The sequence below is a fragment of the Photobacterium sp. GB-36 genome, assembly GCF_003026135.1.
GTDB lineage: Bacteria > Pseudomonadota > Gammaproteobacteria > Enterobacterales > Vibrionaceae > Photobacterium.
In genome coordinates this window covers 23,343-47,291 of record NZ_PYNY01000003.1, presented here as the reverse complement: position 1 = coordinate 47,291, position 23,949 = coordinate 23,343, and the positions used below count along the sequence as shown (strand labels likewise).

The following is a 23,949-nucleotide window of genomic DNA, read 5'->3' as shown; positions in this document are numbered from 1 at the left end:
CAAGTCCTTTTGTTATCGTTATAGTTCGAGGAAGTTTTGAATGAGTTTCGCGCCAGCTTTACTTGAACGCTCTGGGTGAAATTGCACCCCGTAGTAATTGCCATTTTGCACTGCTGCGGTAAAGCTTTGACCATATTGCGCGCTGGCGATGGTTTTGCCACCTTGCTGCGCGGTATGATCAAATACAGGCATGGCGTAACTATGAACGAAATAAAAATAGCTTCCCGCAGGAATACCTTTAAATAGTGGGTGATTATCTTCCGGTGTAATGGTGTTCCAGCCCATATGTGGCAGCGGTAACCCCTCTGCTTGGATTTTCTCTACAGAAGCATTACACAAATCTAAGCAGGGAATAATTTCACTGCCATTTTGCCCGTGCTCTTGCGACGCTTTACCCAGTAATTGCATACCTAAACAGATACCTAATAATGGCTTAGTCACTTGCTTGACTAAGCCAACTAAATCACGCTGTTGTAGGTTCTGCATTGCTTCACTGGCGGTACCGACACCCGGAAGAAAAAGTTTATCGGCAGCAAGTACAACTGCTGGATCTTTGCTGACTTCTACTTGATAGCCAAGACGTTCAATAGCAAAGCGAACAGAAGAGACATTGGCACAGCCGGTATCAATAATGACGACGCGCTGCTGAGTATTGGTTGTTGTCATTACAACACTCCTTTACTGCTTGGTAGCTCGTTACCTTCTACTTTAATCGCTTGGCGTAATGTGCGCCCGAAAGCTTTAAATAGGCTTTCAACAATGTGGTGGTCGTTATTACCTGATGATGATAAGTGCAGAGTACAAGCGAGCGTATCAGTTAAAGATCGGAAGAAGTGCGGCACCATTTCCGTTGATAAATCACCGACTTGATCACGACTAAATTGTGCTTCAAATTTTAAATACGGACGACCAGAGAGATCTAACGCGCATTGTGCTAAACACTCATCCATCGGTAGGCTAAAGCCAAAGCGGCCAATTCCACGTTTATCACCTAAGGCTTTTTTCAACGCTTCGCCTAACGCAAGTGCAGCATCTTCAACACTGTGGTGATCATCGATGTGTAAATCACCATCAACGGTTAAGGTCATTTGAAAACCGCCGTGCGTGGCGATTTGATCTAACATGTGATCAAAAAAGCCAAGGCCAGTTGAAATCGTATTACCGCCCGTTTGATCTAAATTCACTTTAACGCGAATGTCAGTTTCTTTGGTGGTTCGTACTACTTCAGCAATGCGAGGTTGGGTGGTTAAATCCGTTAATATCTGCATCCAATTCATGGTTTCAGGGTTGTACTGTATACCACGAATTGCCATATTTTCAGCAAGCTGTAGATCGGTAATCCGATCACCAATGACTGCAGAGGTTTCAAAGTCGACGCGACCTTGTTGAAGGTACTCTTTGACCAGTCCAAGTTTAGGCTTACGGCAGCTACAACCTTCGTTATCAAAGTGAGGACAGATCAGCACATCGCTAAATACTACACCTTGTGATTCGAAGATTTCCATCATCATGTTATGTGGCGCATCAAAATCTGCCTGTGGGTAGCTATCTGTACCTAAACCATCTTGGTTTGTCACCATCACTAGTTTGTAGCCTGCGTTTTGCAAAGCAAGTAGGGCAGGAATCACATTCGGTTCAAATTTAAGTTTGTCTAAACGGTCTACTTGAAAGTCTACTGGCGGCTCAACAATTAAGGTGCCGTCACGGTCAATAAATAAAATCTTTTCCTTGCTCACAATCAATGTCCTTATTGTTGTTCTAATTGGCTACGAATAAAGGCGAGAGTTTTCTCACACTCATCGCGGTTACCTACACTGATTCGAATACAGTTTTCAATCGGAGAGCGGCGTAAAATAATGCCGTTATCCCATAATGCTTTAAAGAGTTGATCTGCATTAGGGAATTCAACCAGTAGGTAATTACCGTAGCCATCAAATACGGTTACGCCATCTAACATGCTTAAACCCGCTTGTAAGTAAGCGCGGTTAGCACTGATATCAAGCACTTGGAATTTTGTTCGTGCTCGACCTGCTTCCGATAGGGCTTGGACTGCAATTTCAGTGACAGGTACAGGTACGGGGTAGGGGGCAATCACTTTAAGCAAAACATCGATAATATCGCTGTTAGCAATGGTAAAGCCACAGCGCAAACCCGCTAGTGCAAACGCTTTTGATAACGTACGAAGAATGACTAAATTAGGGTAGCTTGACAGTAAATCGCTGGCGCTTTCTTCTAAGCAGAAATCGATATAGGCTTCATCAACAACGACTAGGGCTGAGTTTACTGTCATATCGAGCAGGGCTTCAATGTCTTTACGTGCTAACAAGTTACCTGTCGGGTTATTCGGGCTACAAACGAAAACTATTTTTACGCCATCAAGGTTTTGTGAAATGGCCTCTAAATCTAATTGCCACTTGCTTGTGAGCGGAATAACTTTCGCATTTACATCGTAAGTTTCAGCACTGATGGCATACATGCCATACGTCGGTGGACAATATAAAATACTGTCTTGGTTTGGCTCACAAAAAGCGCGGATCAGAAGTTCGATACCTTCATCGGCACCACGTGAGGTTAACACTTGCTCGGGTTTTACATTGGCATAGTCTGCGTAGGCATTGATTAATGCTGGTGGCTGACATTCGCTGTAACGGTTTAATCGAGCAAGACTAATGCTGTACTCGTTATCAAACGGCGATTCGTTGGCGTTTAACCAAATATCTCCGTTGCCGCCTAATCGACGGGCTGATTGGTAAGGGGTTAATTCACGTACTGTTTTACGTGCTAGTCTTGCCATCGTCATGATTTATCCCTCACGCTTAGCCGTTAATTTTTCAACACGGATTGTTACTGCACGTTTGTGGGCATCAAGACCTTCAGCATCGGCAATCGTGGTTACTGTTTTTGCTAACCCCAGTAGGCCATCCGCAGACAGCTCTTGTACTGTCATACGCTTAGAAAAGTCAGCCAAGCCTAAACTTGAATAAGTCCGTGTATAACCATAGGTTGGTAATACGTGGTTAGTACCAGATGCATAATCACCAACAGATTCAGGTGACCAGTTACCTAAGAAAATAGAGCCAGCATTGTCAAGTAATGGCACTAAATCACGTGGCGTACGGGTTTGAACAATTAAGTGCTCAGGCCCATAGTTGTTAGAAATCGCAATACACTGCGGTAATGTTTCAGCGACAATTAATAGGCTTGAGCCTAATGCTTCTTTAGCAATATCTGCACGTGATAATTGAGCTAGTTGACGTTGAATAGCATCTGCTGTTTTATCAGCAATCACTGGATCAGGCGTAACCAAAATGACTTGAGAATCAGGGCCATGCTCTGCTTGGCTAAGTAAGTCAGCAGCGATAAAGTCAGGATCTGCGCTGCTATCAGCAATCACTAATACTTCAGAAGGGCCTGCTGGCATATCAATAGCAGCACCACGGAAATCATTACTTACTTGACGTTTAGCTTCTGTTACAAAGGCATTGCCTGGGCCAAAAATCTTATCGACTTTAGTGACGGTTTCGCTGCCGTAGGCCATTGCCGCAACGGCTTGTGAACCACCGACGTTGTAAACATCATCGATGCCACATAATTTGGCAACGTATAAGATTTCATCTGCAATAGGCGGTGGAGAGCACAGCACCACTTTTTGGCAACCTGCTATTTTAGCGGGCACGCCGAGCATTAATACGGTTGATGGTAGTGGTGCACTGCCTCCTGGAATATACAAACCGACTGAATTAACAGGGCGTGTCATTTGCTCACAGATGATACCTGGCTGTGTTTCTACACGAAGTGTCGGTTGCTTCTGTGCTTTATGGAAGGTACTGATATTGTTAAAAGCTTGCTGTAGCGCTTCTTTCATCTCTGTACTTAATCGAGCACATGCATCGTCGATTTCTGTGTCACTGACTTTGATGGATGCTGGACGAATACCATCAAATTTTTCTGTCAGTTCCAGTAAAGCTTCATCACCACGTTCACGGACATCGCTAATAATGCCAGAAACAATAGCGCTAATATTAGCGCCATTATTTACGGCTGGTCGAGCAAGAAGATTTTCTCGCTGACTTTCACTTAAGGATTGCCATACAACTGTCTTCATCGATTACTCCATCATTTTCTCGATTGGCAATACTAGAATAGAGCTTGCGCCTAATTCTTTTAGTTGTTCCATTGTTTCCCAGAATAGGTTTTCAGAACTCACTAAATGGATAGCAACACGAGATTTGTCTTCAGCAAGAGGAAGTACCGTTGGATCTTCAGCGCCAGGTAGTAGCAGTTTAATTTGCTCTAGACGATCAGTTGGCGCATGTAGCATGATGTATTTTGATTCTTTTGCTTGGATCACACCTTGCATACGGGTCAGTAAGCGTTCAATTAATGCTTGTTTTTCTGCATCGAGTGTCTGCGTTGATTGGATCAGTACCGCTTTTGAACGCAGGATCACTTCTGCTTCTTTAAGACCATTCGCTTCAAGTGTCGCACCAGTCGAAACTAAATCACAGATGGCGTCAGCAAGCCCAGCTCGTGGAGCAACTTCAACAGAGCCGTTTAGCATACAAGTGCTAAATTTAACGCCCAGTTCATCCATATAGCGTTTAACTAATTGCGGATAAGTCGTTGCAATACGTTTGCCGTTTAAATCTTGAGGACCGTTGTACTTAGCATCTTTATCAATTGCGATAGAAAGGCGGCAACCACCAAAATCTAGGCGGCGTAGTTTTATATAATCTGATGGTTCACCGCGAGCAGCACGTTCAAGGCCAACTTCTTCAAGTTCATTTTCACCAATCACACCTAAATCAACTACACCATCCATGATCAGACCAGGAATGTCGTCATCACGAACAAGTAGCAAGTCTATAGGCATGTTTTCAGCGTGAACAACAAGACGTTCGCCTACCATGTTAAATTTCACACCACAGCGTTTAAGCAGTGTTTGACACTCTTTACTTAGACGGCCTTTTTTCTGAATCGCAATGCGTAATCGTTGTGTTTGCATAGTCATTTCCCTGTCCTAATTCACTTAATTCAAAATCTGGTATTAAAAAACCCTCGGAAGCTTGTATCTTCCGAGGGTCTGAATTTGATTATTCCTTGTGACCACTGGAAGAGTATGTTGTCTTCCAGGGTGAGGCGTATCCTCCCGAAAGACTAGTCAGGATGGTGATGAATATGATTGTTAGTCATTTGGATACGCATAATAAATCTCGTTAATAAATAATAGTGTTACTTTCTTGTTACCCACACTAACTAAGAGTGTTAGATAATGCAACATTATTTTTAACCTTTTATCTTATTTATTTTTCTTTTCGAAAATAGTTTCGGCGTTGTCGCAATTGTAAGAATAAGTTTCCTAACTTATTGAGTTTTAGGTGGTTAAATTAATTATGTCGAAAGAAGTAAGAGCAAGGTAAGTTATTGGTTCAGTACATAGTTTTGTGTGAATAGCATACTTAAATAAGAAAACCGACGCTAAGATCGGTTTCAGTGAGAAGAATGTTAACGCTGTATTAACCACAACATTTTTTATATTTCTTACCGCTTCCGCATAAGCAAGGGTCGTTACGACCGACAGTTTTCTCACTTTTAACGGGAGCTGGTGGAGCTGTTTGCTCTACTGGTGGTGGTTCTGGGTATTCACCATCAATGTAAAACCAACATAACTTATTATCTTTTTCTTGCTGTAAAAAACGTGAACGTTCTTGCAGGATATATTCATTGCCTGCTTCTTTGTACATGGCTTTAAATTCAACAAAACCTTCGCCACTTTCAGCGATTTCACTGTTTAGAACATCTAACCCTAACCATGTTAAGTGTACTGATTCTGCAATGGCATTGCGGTGCTGTTCTGCTTCACAACTAGAGTGATAAGTTTGAACGACAAAATCAACTAACCCAAGCACATGAGCACTGTAACGTGCACGCATCAGTTGTTCTGGGTGTTTTGCTTTTGAATGATCAAGATGGATAGGTTTACAGCACTCAATAAGGGGCTTATTACTTCCACAAGGACACATTGATGTGTGTTTAGACATGTTTATTTAGCCGAGGATTGCTCATATTCAGTAGACCATTTTACTGATTCTAAATAGTAGTCTGCAATGCTTGATTCATTGATTTTCAATGCCGCACTGTATTTTTTAACTAATGGCCAATTTGCCTGATCGTAAGCATCTGTTAAGTTTAGTATTGCGCCTAAAGGACCGGCACGTTTAGTTAACGCTAACTTAACTTGCTCGCTTAAAGGGAGGAGCTCTATCAACTCTTCTAATGGTTGATCAAGCAAAGAGTCTAATAAGGAAAATAACCCAGTAAGAAAGGCTTGGTTACCATTATCTTTGGGTACTCGGGTCCGATATAACTGCTCACAAAAATGTGCACGTTGGAGTGATAAGTTATAAAGAGATTGAGGTTTATTTTCAACCGCATGCGAGGTTGCGACAAATGTGACAAAACGTCGTAGTTGATCTTCACCAAGAAAAATTAACGCTTGTTTAAAAGAGGTCACTGGCTTTGAGCGCGTTGATGTTAGCGCATTGACGTGACGAAGTAATTTGTACGATAAGGTTAAATCAGTAGCAATAATTTCTTCAATTTTGTCAAAATCAACATCAGTAACACAAATTTCTTTAAACAAACGTAATGTTGTTAAAGATGAGGGTTTTAATGACTTTCGTTGGATCATTTCTGGCTTGCTGAAAAAGAAGCCTTGGAAAAGATCAAAGCCCGCATCATAAGCTTGTTGGTATTCTTCTTGGGTTTCTACTTTTTCGGCTAAGAAACGTAGTTTTGTTTTTTCTTTATAGAATTGAATAAATCGTGCGGCTTTTTCAATACTGATAAGACGAATATCGAATTTAATAATATGGATATAGGGAAAAAAGCGAGTCCATTGTTTATTAGGGATAAAATCATCAAGTGCGAGTGTGTAGCCTTTTTGATGAAGTTTCTTTATAGCTTCAAAAAGCTCGTCAGTTGGTTCACAGTTTTCAAGAATTTCGATGATGAAACTTTGTTTTGGGAAAAGAAGAGGTGTACCTGATATTATTGAACTATAAGGGAAATTAACAAATGCGCGTTTGCCTGATGTTAATTGCGCTTCTCCAGCAGAACTGAAAAAGTTATCGTTAAGCAGACGGTTTGTAGCTTGCTCATCACCAATATTTGGAAAGCAGTTATCTGGGCCATCCCTAAATAAAAGTTCGTAGCCAATAGTTTGCTTATTTCTGTTTAAAATGGGTTGTCGAGCAATATATGAGAACATTGAAATCTACAGAAAAGTCCAAAAAAATAAAATCGTTTTAGTATTGTTGTTATTAGTTAGATCATATCAAATTTATATATTTCACAAAGTGATGTTTTTAACACTATTTAAATAAAATATTGAAGCGACAAGCACATCACGTTTACAGATGGTTAAAATAATCAAACCTTATAAATATATTAGCACATAAAACCATTATAAATAATGAAAATGGTGTAAGATCTGTTTTGAGTTCATAATATTAGTGTTTAAACATTCACTCTTGTCGTGAATTGTTTGATCTACCTTTTAAATTTTCTATCAAATCGTATTTGTACTAGTTATGTCTATATTTGCCTTGATACAAGCGGGATTGCTTGTTGGTGGTAGTGTTTTTATTGTGATGCTTATTAGAGCTTGGCGAAGAAACCGAAAGCAGGAAGCAAATACACGTATTATTCCCGTCGCCTTGATTGGTGGTTTTGCAAACTTCTGTGACACTCTTGGTGTTGGAAGTTTCGCTATTATGACAGCAGGTTATAAACAATTTAAGCTTATTGATGATCAAGTTCTTCCCGGAACATTGAATTGCCAAGCGGTGTTAGCCACGGTCGTACAAGCACTTATTTTTCTTACTGCGGTAAATGTGGATGCAGTTACCTTATTAAGTCTTGTTGTTTCAGCGTGTTTAGGGGCAACCGTCGGTTCGCGTTTAGTTTCTAATTGGGATCGCCAACTTATACGTATTGTGATGAGTGGTGCTTTGTTGGTGGTGGCGGGCTTAATGCTTGCGGGTCAGTTAAAGCTATTCCCTCTTGGCGGAACCAGTTTAGGCTTAACAGGATGGAAGTTGGCAGTCGGTATTGCTGGTAACTTCTTATTTGGCGCATTAATGACGGTAGGTATTGGTTTATACGCACCATGTATGACGATGATCTACATGCTAGGTATGAATCCGCTTGCTGCGTTCCCTGTGATGATGTGCTCATGTGGATTTTTAGGCTTCTTTTCTGCTGGTGGTTTCTTACGTCGAGACAAAATTAATAGTCGAGCGTCAGTGGCGGTTGCAATAACAGGGCCTATCGGTGTGGTGATTGCAGCCTATTTAGTGAAATCGCTAGATATGAAGGTATTGGCTTGGCTTGTTTGTGGGGTTGTCTTCTATACCTCTTTGACGATGTATCGTTCTTGGGCAGCTGATCGAAAACAGCTCAAGCAAGTCAATGTTGAAGAAAAGATCGCATAAAAAGAAAGGTACGCAGTGCGTACCTTTTTTATTGCTGCTGATTAGTATCAAAATTACGGGTTTCTAGCTGATAACCATCAGGCGTAACGACTAATACCGAACCATGTTCATACCAATCACCGAGGACAATACGTGAGGCTGGCTTATTATCAATAGTGAGTGAATGAATATCTGGTCGATGGGTGTGACCATGGATCATTTGATCAACATGGAAAGCTTGCATCAATCGCACCACTTCACTTTGTGTGACGTCCATGATGGATTGGCTCTTCATCTGATTATTTTTACTACTATTACTTCTAAACTTCTCACCAATTTTAATACGACGAGAAAGAGGAATGCGGAAGAATAACCATTGAATAAACTTGTTATGCACTTTTTTACGGTAACGTTGATACGCTTCGTCTTCTATGCATAAAGTGTCACCATGGAGGATTAAGGTTGGTTTTCCGTACAGCTCAACAATGCAATGTTCAGGAAGTAACTGAACCCCCGTTTGTTGGCTAAAACGTTTACCAATTAAAAAGTCGCGATTACCATGGATAAAATAGCAAGGAATCCCCGAGTCAGTGAGGGCTTTAAAGGCCTGTTTGATTTGTTGTAAAAAAGGCGAGTCTTCATCATCACCAATCCACATTTCAAACAAATCCCCGAGCACGTATAAGGCGTCAATATCTTTTGTGTCTTCTGCCATAAATCGCAAAAAACATGCTGTCATATCGGGACGCTCAGCACTTAAGTGCAGATCTGAAATAAATAGTGTTGTCATAATAGAAAAAGGGCGGCTAATGCCACCCTTAATATCAATGAAGACTTATTCTTCGATAGTTACGCTTTCGATAACAACATCTTCAACGGGTACATCAGAGTGGTAACCGTGACGGCCTGTTTTCACAGCCTTAATCTTGTTAACTACATCCATACCTTCAACCACTGCAGCAAATACACAGTAGCCCCAACCGCTCATGTTTTCACCAGTAAAATCAAGGAAGTTGTTGTCTTTTACGTTAATGAAGAACTGAGAGCTAGCAGAGTGAGGAGCGTTAGTACGCGCCATTGCAAGTGTGCCTGTCTTGTTGCTTAGGCCATTGTTTGCTTCGTTTTGAATTGGAGCGCGAGTTTCTTTCTCTTCCATACCAGGAAGCATGCCGCCACCTTGAACCATGAAACCATCAATAACACGGTGGAAAATAGTACCGTTGTAGAAACCATCACGGCAGTATTGAAGGAAGTTTGCACACGTTTGAGGTGCTTTGTCTTCGAATAGGTTAATTTTGATGTCACCAAAATTTGTGTGAAGGGTAATCATGATCTTTTCCTTTAATGGAGTATTTTTCTTTAAGTCTTGAATATTAACTTACCATAGCCTGCTCAGACAAACATTACCCGATTAATCGGTGGCTAATGGTTAAAATAGCATTCATTAAAGGATTTTCCTTGCCAACAAAAGGCATAAAAGGTGTAATTACCCTTCGAATTTGTAATCCTACTACTATGAGTAATGAAGAGACATGTTAAAGATCTATAACTCGCTCACACGACAGAAAGAGGCATTCACCCCAATCCAGCCTGGCAAAGTAGGCATGTACGTCTGTGGAGTAACGATCTACGATTTGTGTCACATCGGACACGGTCGTACGTTTGTATCTTTTGACGTGGTTTCTCGTTACCTGCGCTATTCTGGTTATGATTTAACATTTGTTCGTAATATCACTGATATCGACGATAAAATCATTAAGCGTGCCGCTGAAAATGGCGAAAGTTGTGATTCATTAACTGAGCGTTTGATCGGTGAAATGCATGCGGATTTTGATGCGTTAGGTATGAAACGTCCAGACGTTGAACCACGTGCGACACAGTTTATCGCAGAAATTATCGCGCTTTGTGAGCGATTAATTGAACGTGGTTTTGCTTATGTTGCTTCTAATGGCGATGTCATGTTTGAAGTGAGCAAGTATGAAGATTACGGTCGTTTATCTAAGCAAGATCTTGACCAACTTCAAGCAGGTGCGCGTGTTGATATTGATATGGCAAAACGTAGCCCGCTAGATTTCGTTTTATGGAAAATGTCTAAACCAGGTGAACCTACGTGGGAATCGCCATGGGGCCCAGGTCGTCCAGGTTGGCACATTGAATGTTCAGCAATGAACTCTGCAATCTTAGGCGATCACTTTGATATTCACGGTGGTGGTTCAGATCTTCAGTTCCCACACCATGAAAACGAAATCGCGCAATCTTGCTGTGCACATGATACCCAGTATGTAAATACTTGGATGCACAGTGGCATGGTAATGGTTGACCGCGAGAAGATGTCTAAGTCATTAGGTAACTTCTTCACGATTCGTGATGTATTAAACCACTACGATCCTGAAACGGTACGTTACTTCCTAATGTCTGGTCACTACCGTAGCCAGCTAAACTACAGCGAAGATAACTTGAAACAAGCGCGTTCTGCACTTGAGCGTCTATACACGTCGCTTCGTGGTTTAGACACATCAGTTGAAGCGGCTGGCGGTGAAGAGTTCGTTACTCGCTTTAAAGAAGCGATGGATGATGACTTTAATACACCTGAAGCTTATTCAGTACTGTTTGATATGGCGCGTGAAATTAACCGTTTGAAAACAGATGATGTTGCTACGGCTTCTGCATTAGGTGCACGTATGCGTGAGCTTGCTGATGTACTTGGTCTTCTATCTCAAGAGCCTGAAGCTTTCCTACAAGGTGGTGCTGGTGAAGATGATAATGTGGCTGAAATTGAAGCATTGATTCAACAACGTCTCGATGCGCGTGCAGCAAAAGATTGGGCTGCAGCAGATGACGCTCGTGATAAGTTATTAGCAATGGGCATTATTTTAGAAGATGGTGCACAAGGCACAACATGGCGTCGTAAGTAATTACATCCCCATAAGAAAAAACCGAGCTAAGTGCTCGGTTTTTTTATATCAGTAATATAAATACGAATTAAGCATCGGTACTTTTGAGTGCGATTGCTGGTGGCCTAATGCCGTTACGTGCAAATTCTTCCATTACACGCAGTGTAATATCAGTTTCAAATAACTTTTCATATTTGGTATCAACCACATAAGCTTTACAAGTCAACATGATAGCTAGGTAGTTATCGGTGATCGTTTGCTTTACTAAAACCGTTACAGGTTTTGGTAGGTGAATATAACGGCTTGATGACGCAGCTTCTTGGATTAAATCTCGGGCTAAGCGGATATCTTGATCCATACTAATATAGAAGGGGATCACCACTTGCATATCCAGCGCACCATAGTTACCACTGACGGTGACTTCACTTAAGAATTTGTTGTTTGGTATGGTGATAATATCGTCATTTAAGGTGCGCATACGTACAGAGCGCAAACCGATAGTAATAATGTCACCATAATTGCCTTCAAATGTTACACGATCGCCAACTTGGAAAGGTCTATCAATCATCACGGTTAAGCCTGCAATGAACGAGGCTGCCAAGTCTTTAAGGGCAAAACCAACAGATACCGCAATAGTGCCGCCAATCAAAGCTAAGATACGATCATCAACACGGAAACTCATCATAAAGACGGCAATACCCGTCGACATATAAATGAAGAATTGGAAGAAAGATTGCAGCTTTTGCAGCAACATTCGACGTTGAGCAAATTGGCTACTGATACCATCAACAATCGATTGAATAAATCGCAGTAATATCCAAGCGGCACAAACCGTTAATGCAGAAAAGAGCACGCCACTCCAACGAATAAGGTTAGCAAATTGCTGGAAGTCCTCAATGTTTGGCATGTCATCAGCAAAAACAGCTGGTGAAAAACTTAGAAGTACTAGGCTAAGTAGACAGAATAAACGCTTCATTTATTTCACCAATAAGTGCTGACGGTGGAGAACATTAGTGATATGACGGAACCAGTGATCGGAGATTTTCGCTTTATCATCTGACCATTCAATAAAACCACGACTTTGGAAGTAACGTAACGTACCAATAACTTCATCAAGGCTGAGCTGAGTACATTCAGAGAGCTCTTGCGGGGATGCGACCTCTAACTGCACAATAGAACGTAGCACTGCTAACATCGGCTTTGGCATTTGTTCTAAATCTTCAGATTGTGGTGCTTTAAATAAACGTACCAGTACTTTATCTGTGTCTTTATCTCGCTGCAGAGAGAAACGGAAGAAACGTACAGCAACCGTAGGGTTACCATCAGAGTAATCCCACAAAATACGATAAAAGCCTCGTTGAGCTCTTTCTTCTTCTGTTATGTCATCTTCATCCCACTGGCGAGGCAGCACTAGGCCTTCAAAACTAATGGCAAATTCTCCTTCGGAAGAGGTGCGGGTTTTTAATAAGTCGCCAATTTGCTGTTCGCTCCAGCGTGGCATAAAGGTGACTAAATCAAACAGTAAACGCTCACCACGAGCACGATCAACAAAACGCCAACATGATTTTTCAACCGCAATAATCGCACGATGACTTTTCCGTGTTTTACGCAATAAATTAGTGATACTCATTAGATCTTTTAGTCCACCGACTTTAGGTGTCACCAATCGTTGAGCGTTATCGATGGCAATTAAATAGGTTGTTTCACTATTGCGTAAGTATTCAAGAATATCATCTTCAGAGCTGTCACTAGCAAGCCCAAGAGCGGTAGAGAACTGTTGTAGCAATTCTGCGTAGCCATCATAAGGACAGTTAATGTATATCGGTGTTGCATTTTTAACTTTGTGTAACAAGCGTCGAAGAAGTGTCGTTGTCCCAATGCCACGCTCACCAGAAACAACACAAACTGCGGGTTTATCAGTTAATAAGTAGCCTGAAAGCTGTTTAATTTCTTCTAACGCATAGTCTTCAATGATTGGGCTATCCTCACTACCTGGCTTTACATATTCATAAGTAGCGGCACCTTTGATACGAACCATATTGAGTTGTTCGCGAGAGGTTTCTGTTTGTTTAGCAACTTCAATACGGAATAGATAGGCGAGTGCATGACGAAAGAAAATGTACTTTGATAAGTTAGCAACCAGTGTATGTTGAAAGCGACGTAAGGTAAGCCATGCTGCACCTAGTGCTGTTGCTGGAATTGAAAGTAATAATTTATCTTTATGATTGAGCGCCCATTTAATAGAAAGGGGCAGATGTGTCGCGCCTTCTAAACGCTTAAAGACGATATGTCGCCAACGACGAAGCGTAATTAAGGTTAATAAGATAAAACCAAAGAAGATAATTGACCAAATCCACGCATAGATGGTGCCTTGCCCCAGTGTGCGCGCTGAAATTTGTAGAATTACGCCTGCGGCAATAAATCCCCATACGTATTGGCGAATAGTTGAAAGACGTAATGCGACAACTTCAGCATCGCTATTATTGATGCTATTACGACGCGCAAACTCAAGTATAAATCGCACTGCAATTGAGCCACCAAGGATCCACCATGTGAAGATTTCCAAGTAGATCAAGTGGTGCAAGCTTGGTAATTGAGAAACAATACGGAGTGAAAGCGTGATTGCAATTAACCAACCAATTGGACGGTGCGCTCGACTAATATACCAAATCGCACGAAACAAAAGATTGGGATGCGGGTTATGTTCGAGTTGTGTTTCTCTAAAATGTTCGATCAAACGTGCGCTATTACGCTGCCACCAAGAAAGTAAAAATAAAATAGCGAAAACTTTTAAGGCAACCACAAGAATGGGGACTGGCGAAATCAGCATATCTTTTAGCAAATCATGGAAACTGCGTAATTGATATAAGACCATGTACTGTAAGTTAAGTGCTGTGATTGATAGCTCTAACTTAAATTGTTGAACGCCAAAAGGTCCAAATCCTGTCACCTTATCTTGGATAGCTGATGAACTTAAATTGAGAAGGCGCTCTTTATCTTGGCTAATACTCAGTAGTGAATTGTAAACCGACGACAGTTTTTCCCATGCTTGTTCTTTATCATCACTTTTCTGGTATTTATTCAGTGCTGTTGCCAGTAACTTTTGATGCTTCTTCTGTTGTGAGAGGGTCTTAGACAGTAAGGAATTAACTTCTTTAACATCGTTATGAGTGAACAAATGCTGATCAGGTAGCTGATTAATGGCAGTATTTATGCTCGTTGCTGCTTGGGTTAATTCAGGCTGCTCTGATTCAAAAAGGGTTAGCGTAGCAGATGCTGAAGTACTGAATATCAGAATGAAACTACAGAGTAATGAGTATATCGTTAATCGCATTAATTTTTCATATTTCCTGAATGATGAAGACAAAGGTAGACCAAATAAGACGAGAATAATTGTTATCTTGTAAAAGTAAGAATTAGATCACGTCTTAAAGATCAAGTGGTTAATCATTAAAATTAATGGTTTTCTTTAATGATAATTAGATATTTTCAGGGAGTTGTGTTCCACACTTTTTGCAGTAATCAGCATCCACTTCATGACCACTGGTTGCACAATTAGGGCATCGTCTTAGGTTTCGGTGTGTTTTCATTTCTTGATTGAGTTCTGCGGTCAAAATACCGGTCGGAACGGCAAGAATTGAGTAACCGAGTAACATGGTCAATGAAGCTAACGCCTTACCCATTACGGTTTGCGGCACAATATCGCCATAACCAACAGTTGTAATAGTCACGACTGCCCAGTAAATACTTTTAGGGATACTGGTAAAGCCATTTTCAGGGCCTTCAATCAAGAACATTAATGAACCAAATACGGTAACTAGAATTAATACAGAACTAAAGAAAACAAAAATTTTACGTTGGGCATGGCGAAGTGATCGTAAAAGAATATTGGAGTCTTGTAAGAATCTAGCCAGTTTTAGAACACGGAAAATACGTAAAACACGGATTAAACGTACGATCAGTAAATAGTTTGAACCTGGCACAAAGAAAGAAATGTAAGCAGGCACAATGGCAATTAAATCAATGATGCCATAAAAACTTCGCGCGTAAGCGAGAGGGCGCGGCGAACAATACAAGCGCAGAATATACTCTATGGTAAATAAGATCGTGAATAGCCACTCAGCACCTAACAGCGCTGTAGAGAATTTTGATTCAATACTGGCAACAGATGAAATGATTAGGATCAGTTCAGAGCTAACAATAGCGATTATTAAGCCAATATCGAATAGCTGTCCAGCGCGTGTAGAGGTACCAAAAATAATTTGGTAAAGACGTTGTCTTAGAGTCAGTTTAATCATAATTAAGTGTTAGTTAGCCGTAAGCTTACGCAGAAGTAGGTTATTATTTTGTATGGCATATCAATCAGCAGACTAGTATACCAAAAATAGTATTAGGTAAGTGCGTAAATGATGAGCGTAGATAATTGATAATAAAAAGTCCCGAAAAAATCGAGACTTTATATTTAATTATTATCTTTTATTAGCGAGGTGTTTATGTTGTGACGCTTAAACTAGGCCTGGTAGCATTACTTTTAATCCATTAATAATAAATTCGATACCAAGTGCGGCAAGGATCAAACCCATGATACGAGTAATAACGTTAATTCCTGTTTGACCTAGGAAGCGAACAATTAATGGTGCAGAGCGAAACAGTAACCAACAGCCAAAAGCAAATACAACGATGGTAATGGCAATGCCAATCGTTGATGTCATTGTTGGATACTTGGAACCATAAACAATGGTTGAACTGATAGCACCTGGTCCTGCCATTAAAGGCATTGCAAGTGGCACCACACCGACTTGTTCACGTATGGCTGACTCTGATTTCTCTTCTTTATTTTGTTTCACCTCGCCAATCTTACCGCTCATCATTGAAAAAGCGATACTCAGCAACAGTAAGCCGCCGGCGACTCGGAATGAATCAATAGAGATACTAAAGAGATCCAGTAAGTGTTGGCCAGCAACAAGAGCCACTACCAGTATGATAACAACAGCTGTATTGGTTGTTAACGCAGTTTTATTACGCTCTTCAGGTGTCATTGAACCAGTTAATGACACGAAAACAGGCATAATACCAACAGGGTTTACCGTTGCAAAAAGCCCGACAAAAAAGTGTAAAAATATTCCTATTTCAATGGCTTGCATGATTTTCTCAGTTAGATTTCACTAGGTGTAAGTCATGAGAATAGTATTAATCAATACAGTTGATCTCAGAGTAAAAAAGCCTCGTATATAAGGCGTAGTTATTAACTTAACAATTAGGTTATGCACGCTAATTTTTTGACAGGTAAAACCAATGTTAATTAATCACTCGATGATATTTTAATCTTAAATTATTAGCCTAACCACAAAAAAAAGCCTGCTTTTAAAATTCTAGTGAAAGATTTCTCCATTATTTTTAAATAAACTTTTATTGTTGAAAACATGAACTACTATGGTGAAACGAAATGCTTATTAATAGTAATGACTCAACATTGACCAATTGGTATATGAAAAGGTGATAATTGTCACAAGTAGACAAATGTAGGGCTAGTAAATGTATTTTTATTACGTAATATTTCTCCTTGTGAAATAAGTGGTTATTGTCGCTAAGATGTGAAATATTAGTAAAAAGATTGATTCTATAGAGTATGTGTTTGTTTTTTACTCATTTTTATGGTTTTTAGGTATAAATTAATCATCAGAGCTAACACTGATCTAAATCAAATCTTTTTAGAATGTGAATAAATATAATCAATTTTGAAAGTAATTTACTAAGTGTGTGGTTTTCTTAGTTCGAGAATTAAGAATGAAGCCGTATCCTTACTAAAAAGTTTTCAATCTTAAGGTAGGAGTCTACTATGCCTGTTACAAATATCACTGAACTAGATGCAATGGTTGCTCGCGTTAAAGCGGCACAAAAAGAATTTGCAACTTTCTCTCAAGAGCAAGTGGATAAAATTTTCCGCGCTGCTTCTCTTGCTGCAAACAACGCACGTATTCCTCTCGCTCAGCAAGCTGTTGCTGAATCTGGCATGGGTATCATCGAAGACAAGGTTATTAAAAACCACTTCGCTTCTGAATTTATCTACAACAAATACAAAGACGAAAAGACATGCGGTATCTTGGAAGAGAACGATGAGTTCGGCACCATGACTATTGCTGAGCCTGTAGGTATTATTTGTGGTATTGTTCCAACGACTAACCCGACATCTACAGCTATCTTCAAATCGTTAATCTCTCTTAAAACACGTAACGCAATTATTTTCTCGCCACACCCGCGTGCTAAAAACTCAACTAACGCTGCTGCTAAATTAGTATTAGATGCCGCTGTTGCCGCAGGTGCACCTAAAGATATTATTGGCTGGATTGATCAACCATCAGTTGAACTATCTAACGCACTAATGAAGCACGATGATATCAACCTTATCCTTGCGACTGGTGGTCCAGGCATGGTTAAAGCAGCTTACTCTTCAGGTAAACCTGCTATCGGTGTTGGTGCGGGTAACGTGCCTGTTGTTATCGATGAAACAGCTGATATTAAGCGTGCTGTTGCATCAGTACTTATGTCAAAAACGTTTGATAACGGTGTTGTTTGTGCCTCAGAGCAAGCTGTAATCGTTATGGACGAAGTCTATGATGAAGTGAAAGAGCGTTTTGCTTCTCACAATGGCTACGTTTTATCAAAAGATGAGGCAGAGAAAGTACGTAAAGTTCTGCTTATCAACGGTAACCTTAATGCAGATATCGTAGGTCAGCCAGCAACGAAGATCGCAGAAATGGCGGGTGTTACTGTTCCTGCTAATACTAAGATCCTTATTGGTGAAGGTGAGCAAGTTTCTTTCGACGATGAGTTCGCACACGAGAAACTATCTCCTACATTAGGTATGTTCCGCGCGTCTTCATTTGAAAATGCAGTAGATCAAGCAGTAACAATGGTAGAGATTGGTGGTATCGGTCATACATCTGGCTTATACACGAATCAAGACACTAACGCTGACCGTATTAAGTACTTCGGCGACAAAATGAAAACAGCACGTATTCTTGTGAATATCCCAACAACTCATGGTGGTATCGGTGATCTTTACAACTTTAACGTTGCGCCTTCGTTAACTCTAGGTTGTGGTTCATGGGGTGGTAACTCTATCTCTGAGAACGTAGGTCCTAAGCACCTTATCAACAAGAAGACAGTAGCGAAGCGAGCTGAAAATATGTTGTGGCATAAACTACCTAAATCAATTTACTTCCGTCGTGGTAGCCTTCCAATTGCACTTAGCGATTTAGAAGGTAAGAAGCGTGCGTTCTTAGTAACAGACCGTTTCCTATTTAATAACGGTTACGCAGATGAAATCGTATCTTTGCTTAAAGCACAAGGTATCGAAGTTCAAACATTCTTTGATGTAGAAGCGGATCCAACACTGTCTGTTGTTGAGAAAGGCGCTGAAGCAATGAAGAGCTTCCAACCTGATGTGATTATTGCACTCGGTGGTGGTTCGCCAATGGATGCTGCGAAGATCATGTGGGTAATGTATGAGCACCCAGAAACGCACTTCGAAGAACTAGCAATGCGCTTCATGGACATCCGTAAACGTATTTACAAGTTCCCTAAAATGGGTAAGAAAGCTGAACTAGTATGTATCACTACTACATCTGGTACAGGTTCTGAAGTAACACCATTTGCGGTTGTAACTGACGATAAAACAGGTGCTAAGTACCCACTAGCTGACTACGAACTAACGCCTAACATGGCAATCGTTGATGCTAACCTTGTAATGAACATGCCTAAGTCTCTAACAGCGTTTGGTGGTTACGATGCCGTCACTCACGCACTAGAAGCTTACGTATCAGTTCTTGCTAACGAATACTCTGATGGTCAAGCACTTCAAGCACTAAGAATGCTAAAAGAATACTTACCATCAAGCTATGCAAATGGTGCTAATGACCCAATCGCACGTGAGAAAGTACACAATGCGGCAACTATCGCGGGTATCGCATTTGCGAACGCATTCCTAGGTGTATGTCACTCAATGGCGCACAAACTAGGTGCCGAGTTCCACGTACCACACGGTCTTGCTAACGCATTGTTGATTTCTAACGTTGTTCGTTACAACGCGAATGATAATCCAACAAAGCAAACAGCATTCTCACAGTACGCAAGCCCACAAGCGCGTCGTCGTTATGCTGAAGTTGCTGATCACTTAGGTCTATCACATGCGGGTGACCGTACTGCACAGAAAATTGAGCGTCTACTAACTTGGTTAGACGAATTGAAAGTGAATCTTCAGATTCCAATGTCAATCCAAGAAGCAGGCGTTTCAGAAGCTGATTTCCTTGCGAAAGTTGATGAGTTAGCGGTAGAAGCGTTTGATGACCAGTGTACTGGTGCAAACCCTCGTTATCCTCTAATCTCTGAGCTTAAAGATGTACTAATGGCATCTTACTACGGTAAGCCTTTCATTGAAGGTGAAGCGTTTGAAGGCACAACAGTGATTAAAAAATCAGAGCCAGTGAAAACCACTAAAGGTAAAAAAGCAAAAGCTTAATACCTAGCGTTGATTGAAAAAAAGCCCGCTAACTTAGCGGGCTTTTTTATATCTTATAGATGGTTATATCAAACACTCTGCTTCAAGTATCCTGCCATTGAAGGAATCATTAGTAATAATGTATTCCGTGCAACTGACTATTTCTACTTGTAATCGTGTATGGAGCATTGTCTGATTATCTGAAGTAATTGGAATAATGGCACCCACTCGGATATTCAAAGAAGATAATTCTTTAGACCAGCCAAAAGTTAAGCCTTGTATTACTGATTTACTAGTATCGGAAAGGTGAGCGTGATGGTGAGATGGTTGTAAGGCTAAATTAATAATAACAGCAGGTTGTTTGTTGTCTTGCATCATTGTTGCTGCTATTTGTCCAACGCTAAAAAAAGTGGTTGCGTTGTTACACATTACATCATTGAATTTATTAATTGCATTGGGCTCAAGAATACTTGGTGTATTCGTACATTTTGGCCATGTATTGAGTAAGACATTAAATGTACCTAGTTGGCGCTGAATATTGGTAAAGACTTGTTTAATTGAATGCGGTTGGGTGTTTTTTAAATGAAAGATGTTGATATGACGAGAGAATTGAGAACAAGCATCCTGTGTTGCCTCTAAATTTTGGATGTCATTATCAACGAGCGCAAGTTTTGCCCCTAATGATGCAAAATGAAGAGCTATGGCTTTACCGATGAGAGTACCTGCAGCAGTGATGACTATTACAGATTGATCAATAAGCATAGTAGTATCATCCCAAAATTATCATGTTAATATGGCATTAACTGATCAGACCAAAAGTAGTTAAGAACCATATTAGTTAGCGCTTTCACAATAGAATAATTGGATGTGACAATGTTTGATTGCGCTCACAAAGATACCTATTGGGTATCATTGCTGGGTTGGCAGATAGTTATATGAATATTAAGCGGCGTGATAAAGCTCAGAAGTTCGCTTTGCATGAATAAGCGAAGCATATAAGTTTTTTGGTGATGCCGAGATAGGACGAGGCTCTTCTGGTGGAAGCTTGCGACGTTCGTGTACTGAAAGGTTGTGAAAGATATCTTCAGGTAATCCTTTAGTGTTCTCTGCTGGGAACGTTAACGCTGTGGGTTGCAGGCCGTGTAGTAAACGGGTACTCGCAATACCTGATTCATGGAAAGCTTTTGCCTGATCCGCAGAGCGTTGGTAACAATGTTTTGATGTGGTCAGCGGTTGAGGAAAAGGTAGCTCAAAATAAGCACGTAGTTGTTGCTCTGTTTGAATCTGCTCAGGCTCGTTATCTTGCGGTGTGTTTTCCATTAATTCAGAAGATAGCAATGCAAGCATTAATGAGAAATCAGCACGACGACCAGATTCAACCGCTTGGTTGAGTCCTGTACCGAGCTGGATCTCATTGATCAGCATATTATCTAAAGAAATGTGTTGCATGGAAAAGTAAGCCTTAATCATAGTGATAGTCTTTATATCGACATCAATGCCAAGAGCTTTAATTTTTTATATTATTAATAAAAATAAAAAAGCCCTGTCGTGATAACACGACATGGCTTTCAAAAGGTATTAACCGAGAAGATTAAAACTTAGGTTTGACACCGAACTGGTGAGCAGCATAAGCGACACGCTCTTCAGGTGTTGGCGTATGTGCAGAAGTACCGATATTTTCAATATGGCGAAGGCGAGGGAGTAAACCACAACCATTTGCAATTTGAATGGCCAATCCTGGTCGAGCATTGAGCTCTAGCACCATAGGGCCTTTCACTTTGTCTAACACCATATCTGTACCCATGTAGCCTAAGCCTGTCATTTCCCAAGCACTCGCAGCAAGCGTTAGTAGCTTGTTCCAATTAGGTACTTGAAGCTCGCTGAGTAAACGATCAGTATCTGGGTGGTGTTCAATTGGCTGATTAAATTGAACTGCTCGTACCGCTTTACCTGACGCGATATCAATCCCGACACCGACAGCACCTTGGTGCAAGTTTGCTTTGCCATCGGACGCAGAGGTCGAACAACGCATCATCGCCATCACAGGATAGCCTTTAAATACGATGACACGAACATCAGGTACACCTTCAAAACTAAAGCCATCAAAAACATTATCAAATTGGATCAAGTTTTCGACCATGGCGACATCATTTTTACCACCCAACGAGAATAGTCCCGCGAGGGTATTGGTAATATGACGTTCAACATCTTGTTTATTGATTTCTGCACCAGACGGTTTTACATAAATACCGTCTTTGTGCTTAACAATAACTAAAATGCCTTTACCGCCCGAGCCTTGTGCGGGCTTAATCACAAATCCAGGCCAATCTTTTACCATATCGTGGATTTTTTTTACTGAGCCTTGGCTATCGATAACACCGATCAAATCAGGAACGGTTGCACCGGCTTGTTGGGCGATAAATTTTGTTTTTAATTTATCATCAACAAGAGGATAAAGGCTGCGATCATTATAGCGACCAATGTAGCTATGATTACGCTTGTTCATCCCCATGATGCCACGTTCTTTCAGCTTGTTTGGTGAAGTAAAACGTGCAAGTAAATTCATCGATTAATCCTCAGTTAGCGGCTTAAAACGACGAAGTTCACTTAAACGATAACCTGTGTAGTTACCTAGCATTAGGATGGCAGCTAGAATGATGAACTGCACACCAATGAAGTTAAATGTTAGGTGACGGATCATAGGGTTCGTCATTGCAAGGTACACAAGGATCGCAGTGAGTAGTGAACCACCACCTTGTACGAAGACTTCTTTCGCCCCTTCTTCTTCCCATAGAATCGACATACGTTCGATAGTCCATGACAAGATGATCATTGGGAAGAAGGTAATTGTTAGACCTTCAATAAGACCAATCTTAAAGGCAACAACCGTGAATATTGAAATGATCAATATTACGGTAATAATTACCGCGGATATTCGTGAGACTAAGAGCAAGTTCAATTTCGATAAATAACTTCGAATAATTAAACCTGTACCAACAATCAATAAGAAACCAACAATACCCGTTAATAATTGTGTTTGGACAAACGCAACCGCGATTAACACTGGCATGAAAGTACCAGAGGTTTTCAAGCCAATAATCACGCGAAGGAATACCACAATCAGGGCACCAATAGGAACAAGCATAATGGTTTTAAACATTGCTTGTTCTTCGAGTGGTAATGAGTGGATTGAGAAGTTTAATAAGTCTTCGGCTTTAATCTTCTCTTGCGTAGCACGCTGTGGTGTGATGTCTTGAGCAATGATAGAAAAACTAATATTAGAATTTCGACCACCAACAACATCTAGCATCGCACTGCCTTGTTGGTTCCAAATCATTACATCCGAAGGTTTGCCTTCTTCGCCAGTAGTCAGATTAAAGAGCTTCCAACTATTGTTATCCCACACTTCAACCATCGGCATCACTGTTTGGCGACGACGACCATCTTCAAGTTTTAAACCGCTAACAATACGCGAATGGATACCTTCAAGTGAAAGTAAATTCGTAATGGCTTCTTGCGGACTCATAGAATCAAGTAACACAGATGCGTTTTGGTTTTGTTTATCTTGTAATTGGCGAATAAGCTCACGGGCAAACGTGGTGTTGTTCGCAGATAAATTACGCGCCTGTGTTAACAGTGCTGTTGCTGCTGTTTGTTGTGGGTTACTTAAACTAACCGCTGCAGGTTCACCTTTAGGTGGGATCTCTTTGTACTGCGCTTGATCATCAACAAGAAGCTGAGTTTTGTAGTAAAGCACTTGCTTACCCATTGCGGTACGCGTAGCCCAGTCAGCTTGGTGACCTTCTTTCGTATCATGAATAAGTACAGAGTAGCCAGGAGGAGACGACGTACTTTCATCAATTAAGGTAAAGCCTTCCTGTGTTTCAGGCGTGGCCATTTTAACTTGTACAGGATCACCAACAGCATCGAATTGAACACGTGCTTCAACTTCCCACACTGCACGCTCTTCGCCTGGTGTCCACGGCACACCGTAGACATCGTGGCGATACATGCTCAACCCTAAACCTGCAATAATAAGCAGTGAAATAAGGATATAAAAAGGTACTCTAGACGTCATGAC

20 protein-coding genes and 1 other annotated feature are annotated in these 23,949 nt (G+C 40.8%); of the genes, 3 read left to right on the top strand and 17 right to left on the bottom strand.

Features of this window, described 5'->3' with window-relative positions; all coding sequences use genetic code 11:
- Positions 1–18: 18 nt before the first annotated feature.
- From hisH to C9J46_RS03490, 7 genes are all read right to left on the bottom strand, one after another.
- Entirely contained in the window at positions 19–666 is a 648-nt protein-coding gene (gene hisH, locus C9J46_RS03520) for an imidazole glycerol phosphate synthase subunit HisH (RefSeq protein WP_107245566.1), read from the bottom strand.
- Positions 666–1,736, bottom strand: coding sequence for a bifunctional histidinol-phosphatase/imidazoleglycerol-phosphate dehydratase HisB (gene hisB, locus C9J46_RS03515; protein WP_369917432.1), 1,071 nt, complete (start codon positions 1,734–1,736; stop codon positions 666–668). The genes hisH and hisB overlap by 1 nt, the downstream gene beginning before the upstream one ends.
- An 11-nt stretch (positions 1,737–1,747) precedes the next feature.
- A complete protein-coding gene (hisC, locus tag C9J46_RS03510; protein WP_107259504.1) occupies positions 1,748–2,794 on the bottom strand; it encodes a histidinol-phosphate transaminase in 1,047 nt (348 codons plus the stop codon).
- A gap of 9 nt (positions 2,795–2,803) precedes the next feature.
- Positions 2,804–4,105: a histidinol dehydrogenase gene (hisD, locus tag C9J46_RS03505; RefSeq protein WP_107205603.1), complete on the bottom strand. Its 1,302-nt coding sequence runs from the start codon at positions 4,103–4,105 to the stop codon at positions 2,804–2,806.
- 3 nt (positions 4,106–4,108) lie between these two features.
- Positions 4,109–5,005, bottom strand: coding sequence for an ATP phosphoribosyltransferase (hisG, locus tag C9J46_RS03500; RefSeq protein ID WP_107205604.1), 897 nt, complete (start codon positions 5,003–5,005; stop codon positions 4,109–4,111).
- Positions 5,006–5,046: 41 nt separating this feature from the next.
- Positions 5,047–5,182 (bottom strand) — a sequence feature (His leader region).
- Positions 5,183–5,516: 334 nt separating this feature from the next.
- Entirely contained in the window at positions 5,517–6,041 is a 525-nt protein-coding gene (locus C9J46_RS03495; RefSeq protein ID WP_107205605.1) for a YchJ family metal-binding protein, read from the bottom strand.
- Between the two features lie 2 nt (positions 6,042–6,043).
- Entirely contained in the window at positions 6,044–7,270 is a 1,227-nt protein-coding gene (locus tag C9J46_RS03490; RefSeq protein ID WP_107205606.1) for an EAL and HDOD domain-containing protein, read from the bottom strand.
- Between the two features lie 322 nt (positions 7,271–7,592).
- On the opposite strand from C9J46_RS03490, the gene C9J46_RS03485 reads away from it, so the two are divergent.
- Positions 7,593–8,495 (top strand): sulfite exporter TauE/SafE family protein, encoded by a 903-nt coding sequence (locus C9J46_RS03485; protein WP_107259413.1) that lies wholly within the window; start codon positions 7,593–7,595, stop codon positions 8,493–8,495.
- Positions 8,496–8,523: 28 nt separating this feature from the next.
- Here the strand turns inward: C9J46_RS03485 and lpxH are convergent, their stop codons facing one another.
- Together lpxH and C9J46_RS03475 are read right to left on the bottom strand one after the other, a co-directional pair.
- Positions 8,524–9,264, bottom strand: coding sequence for a UDP-2,3-diacylglucosamine diphosphatase (gene lpxH / locus C9J46_RS03480; RefSeq protein ID WP_107259415.1), 741 nt, complete (start codon positions 9,262–9,264; stop codon positions 8,524–8,526).
- Positions 9,265–9,309: 45 nt separating this feature from the next.
- A complete protein-coding gene (locus C9J46_RS03475) occupies positions 9,310–9,804 on the bottom strand; it encodes a peptidylprolyl isomerase (RefSeq protein ID WP_005370640.1) in 495 nt (164 codons plus the stop codon).
- Positions 9,805–10,006: 202 nt separating this feature from the next.
- On the opposite strand from C9J46_RS03475, the gene cysS reads away from it, so the two are divergent.
- Positions 10,007–11,389 carry a cysteine--tRNA ligase gene (gene cysS, locus C9J46_RS03470; protein WP_105060600.1) on the top strand — a complete coding sequence of 461 codons (1,383 nt, stop codon included), beginning with the start codon at positions 10,007–10,009 and terminating at the stop codon, positions 11,387–11,389.
- A 67-nt stretch (positions 11,390–11,456) separates the two neighbouring features.
- On the opposite strand, the gene C9J46_RS03465 is transcribed toward cysS, so the two are convergent.
- The 4 genes from C9J46_RS03465 to C9J46_RS03450 all read right to left on the bottom strand — a co-directional run bounded on the left by C9J46_RS03465 (position 11,457) and on the right by C9J46_RS03450 (position 16,512).
- Positions 11,457–12,344: a mechanosensitive ion channel family protein gene (locus tag C9J46_RS03465; protein WP_107259417.1), complete on the bottom strand. Its 888-nt coding sequence runs from the start codon at positions 12,342–12,344 to the stop codon at positions 11,457–11,459.
- Positions 12,345–14,702, bottom strand: a complete 2,358-nt coding sequence (locus C9J46_RS03460; protein ID WP_107245556.1) for an AAA family ATPase — start codon at positions 14,700–14,702, stop codon at positions 12,345–12,347.
- Between the two features lie 145 nt (positions 14,703–14,847).
- Positions 14,848–15,666 (bottom strand): ion transporter, encoded by an 819-nt coding sequence (locus C9J46_RS03455; protein WP_005370644.1) that lies wholly within the window; start codon positions 15,664–15,666, stop codon positions 14,848–14,850.
- Between the two features lie 207 nt (positions 15,667–15,873).
- Positions 15,874–16,512 (bottom strand): YchE family NAAT transporter, encoded by a 639-nt coding sequence (locus tag C9J46_RS03450; RefSeq protein WP_045127240.1) that lies wholly within the window; start codon positions 16,510–16,512, stop codon positions 15,874–15,876.
- A 695-nt stretch (positions 16,513–17,207) separates the two neighbouring features.
- On the opposite strand from C9J46_RS03450, the gene adhE reads away from it, so the two are divergent.
- Complete coding sequence (gene adhE, locus C9J46_RS03445) at positions 17,208–19,889, top strand: bifunctional acetaldehyde-CoA/alcohol dehydrogenase (protein ID WP_107205612.1); 2,682 nt, start codon at positions 17,208–17,210, stop codon at positions 19,887–19,889.
- A gap of 63 nt (positions 19,890–19,952) precedes the next feature.
- Here adhE and C9J46_RS03440 read toward each other — a convergent pair whose 3' ends face one another.
- The 4 genes from C9J46_RS03440 to C9J46_RS03425 all read right to left on the bottom strand — a co-directional run bounded on the left by C9J46_RS03440 (position 19,953) and on the right by C9J46_RS03425 (position 23,946).
- Complete coding sequence (locus tag C9J46_RS03440; RefSeq protein WP_107290564.1) at positions 19,953–20,630, bottom strand: SDR family NAD(P)-dependent oxidoreductase; 678 nt, start codon at positions 20,628–20,630, stop codon at positions 19,953–19,955.
- Between the two features lie 180 nt (positions 20,631–20,810).
- Positions 20,811–21,317 (bottom strand): VC2046/SO_2500 family protein, encoded by a 507-nt coding sequence (locus C9J46_RS03435; RefSeq protein ID WP_107205614.1) that lies wholly within the window; start codon positions 21,315–21,317, stop codon positions 20,811–20,813.
- Positions 21,318–21,459: 142 nt separating this feature from the next.
- Positions 21,460–22,434, bottom strand: coding sequence for an alpha-L-glutamate ligase-like protein (locus C9J46_RS03430; RefSeq protein ID WP_105060595.1), 975 nt, complete (start codon positions 22,432–22,434; stop codon positions 21,460–21,462).
- Between the two features lie 3 nt (positions 22,435–22,437).
- Positions 22,438–23,946, bottom strand: a complete 1,509-nt coding sequence (locus C9J46_RS03425; protein WP_107205615.1) for an inactive transglutaminase family protein — start codon at positions 23,944–23,946, stop codon at positions 22,438–22,440.
- Positions 23,947–23,949 lie beyond the last annotated feature (3 nt).

Excerpts from the sequence above, each read along its gene's own strand:
- hisH (WP_107245566.1), bottom strand. The coding sequence starts at position 666 with ATGACAACAACCAATACTCAGCAGCGCGTCGTCATTATTGATACCGGC.
- hisC (WP_107259504.1), bottom strand. The coding sequence starts at position 2,794 with ATGGCAAGACTAGCACGTAAAACAGTACGTGAATTAACCCCTTACCAA.
- hisD (WP_107205603.1), bottom strand. The coding sequence starts at position 4,105 with ATGAAGACAGTTGTATGGCAATCCTTAAGTGAAAGTCAGCGAGAAAAT.
- hisG (WP_107205604.1), bottom strand. The coding sequence starts at position 5,005 with ATGCAAACACAACGATTACGCATTGCGATTCAGAAAAAAGGCCGTCTA.
- C9J46_RS03495 (WP_107205605.1), bottom strand. The coding sequence starts at position 6,041 with ATGTCTAAACACACATCAATGTGTCCTTGTGGAAGTAATAAGCCCCTT.
- C9J46_RS03490 (WP_107205606.1), bottom strand. The coding sequence starts at position 7,270 with ATGTTCTCATATATTGCTCGACAACCCATTTTAAACAGAAATAAGCAA.
- C9J46_RS03485 (WP_107259413.1), top strand. The coding sequence starts at position 7,593 with ATGTCTATATTTGCCTTGATACAAGCGGGATTGCTTGTTGGTGGTAGT.
- lpxH (WP_107259415.1), bottom strand. The coding sequence starts at position 9,264 with ATGACAACACTATTTATTTCAGATCTGCACTTAAGTGCTGAGCGTCCC.
- C9J46_RS03475 (WP_005370640.1), bottom strand. The coding sequence starts at position 9,804 with ATGATTACCCTTCACACAAATTTTGGTGACATCAAAATTAACCTATTC.
- cysS (WP_105060600.1), top strand. The coding sequence starts at position 10,007 with ATGTTAAAGATCTATAACTCGCTCACACGACAGAAAGAGGCATTCACC.
- C9J46_RS03465 (WP_107259417.1), bottom strand. The coding sequence starts at position 12,344 with ATGAAGCGTTTATTCTGTCTACTTAGCCTAGTACTTCTAAGTTTTTCA.
- C9J46_RS03460 (WP_107245556.1), bottom strand. The coding sequence starts at position 14,702 with ATGCGATTAACGATATACTCATTACTCTGTAGTTTCATTCTGATATTC.
- C9J46_RS03455 (WP_005370644.1), bottom strand. The coding sequence starts at position 15,666 with ATGATTAAACTGACTCTAAGACAACGTCTTTACCAAATTATTTTTGGT.
- C9J46_RS03450 (WP_045127240.1), bottom strand. The coding sequence starts at position 16,512 with ATGCAAGCCATTGAAATAGGAATATTTTTACACTTTTTTGTCGGGCTT.
- adhE (WP_107205612.1), top strand. The coding sequence starts at position 17,208 with ATGCCTGTTACAAATATCACTGAACTAGATGCAATGGTTGCTCGCGTT.
- C9J46_RS03440 (WP_107290564.1), bottom strand. The coding sequence starts at position 20,630 with ATGCTTATTGATCAATCTGTAATAGTCATCACTGCTGCAGGTACTCTC.
- C9J46_RS03435 (WP_107205614.1), bottom strand. The coding sequence starts at position 21,317 with ATGCAACACATTTCTTTAGATAATATGCTGATCAATGAGATCCAGCTC.
- C9J46_RS03430 (WP_105060595.1), bottom strand. The coding sequence starts at position 22,434 with ATGAATTTACTTGCACGTTTTACTTCACCAAACAAGCTGAAAGAACGT.
- C9J46_RS03425 (WP_107205615.1), bottom strand. The coding sequence starts at position 23,946 with ATGACGTCTAGAGTACCTTTTTATATCCTTATTTCACTGCTTATTATT.